The organism is Helicobacter suis (genome assembly GCF_902196125.1).
Classification (GTDB): domain Bacteria; phylum Campylobacterota; class Campylobacteria; order Campylobacterales; family Helicobacteraceae; genus Helicobacter; species Helicobacter suis_B.
In genome coordinates, this window is the sequence record NZ_CABIKG010000038.1 from 1 (window position 1) to 1,740 (window position 1,740).

Consider the following 1,740-nt stretch of genomic DNA (forward strand, 5'->3'; position numbering starts at 1 on the left):
ATAACTTAAACCCTTAGCTTTAGCCTCTTTATAAATCTCTGATGTGCGTTTGTAGGGGAGTAGTTTAGGCTCTTGACTTTTAAGGGGGGATTGTGTAGCTTGAATACTACTTGATAAAGGTTTGTCAATGGACGATTCAATCTTTCCCTTACCCCCTGAAAAATTAGATTTTTCACTTAATGTAGAATCTGGGCGGTTGTATGCGTTAGATTTTACATCTAAATCTACTACAGATGGCGGATATGAATTTGACTTTTCTAAAGGTTGTTGGGTTAAGTTTAAATCTGTTGCGGATTTTCTAACTAATACAGATTTTTCAGAGTTGGAGGCGCTATCTGATTTAACCGCAAATGAAGTAAGAGCCTTAATATCTAAATCTGAATCTTGACCAAGTTGCCGGCTTGCTGCCCTGATATTTTCTACTTCCTCCGGCGTTAGTGTGTTTTTAATTTCATGTTCTCTTAGTTCGTGATAGAGTGGGTCTAATCTTTTTTTGATCCGCCAACTCTTAACCGTATGTAGCTGTATCTCAGAAGGCACCCCGTTAAACTCAAATTGTACATGCACACCTTTATAACCTGAATCGCGGTGGTGTAGTTCTATAGTAGGTTTAATCCCTCTTGACTTTAAGCTATCCTCTAGCCTTACTAACTCTGTATCTAAGTGGGTTTTATCCTTACTAATAATAGCCGCTCTTAGATAGTCGCTTATTGCGCTTATATCTCCTTGTTTGCGCGCAATCTTACTTTCAATGCTAGCTTCACTCTTAAGGATTTGGCCTAATTCTAAAGAATTATTAGCACTCTTAAGATTTTCTAAAAACTCTTTAAACTCTATCTCTTGAGCTTTAGCTATGTTATAAAGTTCTGTAGCTTTTGCTTTAAACTCTTGACTTTTAAGGGGTGGAGTGGTAGGGTTAGGCTTATCATAACTCCCGCTTAGAGTTCGGTCTAAGTCGTATCCCTTTGAGGAAGGCGTAGGGGGGGTCGTGATAGTCCCCTTTGATTTCCACATCGTTACAAATCTTATCTTGTTCTGGCTTGTTAGCGCTTCCTCTACAACTACGTAATGCCCGTTTATCTGTTTCTTATAAACAATGCTATCCCGCTCAACTTCTCTAACTTCTGCATTCTTAATAATATTTGGGTAGTTAGTGATGTCCTCAAGCGTGATTGGTATTTGATTGCGGGAGGTCTCTACGCTAATGTTACTATGTCTATTTAAGGCATGGGCTACATGCTGGGCGTCTATTTCTCTAGCTAGCGCATAATTGCCCTTAAACTTAAATTCTTTAGCTAGTTGTTCTAACTCCTCCCCCTGCACTCTACCGATTAATAGCCTATCTTTAGGGCTGGGGTTTTTTAAATCCCACTTACTAATCACTTCATGTATTTCTTGTGGGCTTAATTCTCTTTCTAATTTAGTTTTAGTGGGGAGTGTTTCACTTCCTCCACTCTGCCCCGCTTCATCTTGTACTTTTACAGGCGTTTGACTTTCTAAAGCCCTTACATCTGCTTCACTCTCTAAAGCCTTAACACTTTGCCCCACTTCTGCCGTTTCATTCTGCAAACCTCTAGCATTTACAGGCGCTTCACTTTGTAGAGCTCTTGCCTCATTTACAGGCGCTTCACTTGCTCCCTTAACTTTGCTACTCTCTAGCGCTCTTGCCTCTTGTTGCCCCACTTCTGCCGCTTCACTTTGTAGCGCTCTTGCCTCTATATTTGCTTGAGTTGTTCCACT

At 40.3% G+C, this 1,740-nt stretch carries 1 protein-coding gene; it reads right to left on the minus strand.

Features of this window, described 5'->3' with window-relative positions; translation table 11 throughout:
• On the minus strand, nt 1–1,740 hold a 1,740-nt coding region (locus tag G6Q00_RS08680; protein WP_240331062.1), incomplete at both ends, for a hypothetical protein.